Source organism: Fructilactobacillus sp. X7R9C1 (assembly GCF_059901005.1).
Genome location: NZ_JBWXVG010000043.1, coordinates 1 through 620 on the forward strand (window position 1 = coordinate 1; position 620 = coordinate 620).

2 protein-coding genes are annotated in these 620 nt (G+C 35.0%); both read left to right on the plus strand.

The window, feature by feature from the left end; genetic code table 11:
- Positions 1-241: SH3 domain-containing protein (locus tag AC6UD0_RS07315; RefSeq protein WP_500708699.1), on the plus strand; the 241-nt coding region annotated here is incomplete at its 5' end.
- Between the two features lie 122 nt (positions 242-363).
- Positions 364-620 (plus strand): hypothetical protein (locus tag AC6UD0_RS07320; protein ID WP_500708700.1); only part of this gene is annotated, 257 nt, incomplete at its 3' end.

A 620-nucleotide genomic window follows, 5' to 3' on the forward strand; every position in this document is an offset into this window, starting at 1 on the left:
GTCTGGTTTCCATTCAGAAAACGCAACGTTTACCAATGGTAATCAGCCAATCAACGTTCACTATGCACCATCTGCTAATGCAACTAGATCAGGTAGACTACCAGCTTACGCAAGCATTCGATACTACGGTTACGTAGTACAAAATGGCTACGTATGGGTTGTTTACACTGGATACAATGGTAAAACTCTTTACTGTCCAGTTAGACCAGTTGGTCGAGCCGCTTGGGGAACATTCAGATAACTGTATATAAAATTAAGCCTCACTACTTTTTTAGTAGTGGGGCTTTTTTATTTGACAAATTGTTAAATGATTAATAGCATATAGGGATATAGACTATTGTAAAATTAAAAGTGGGGTGTTTCGTGGAAGACATGTTATATTATCATGGAACATCTTTCAGCAATGCAGAAAATATTATAAAACGAAAGCATTTTTCATTAAAAAGCACTCTAGGTACTTTGGGATTTGGGGCTTATGCATTTGAATATTCTCAAAATAACGCTATTGAATTTGCAACTAAAAAAATAGATCATGGGAGAATGACTGGGAAAGATAAATCTGTTGCTATAGTTTCTTTTGAAATTGATGAATCTCAAGTATTTGATTTAAGTAATGCGCA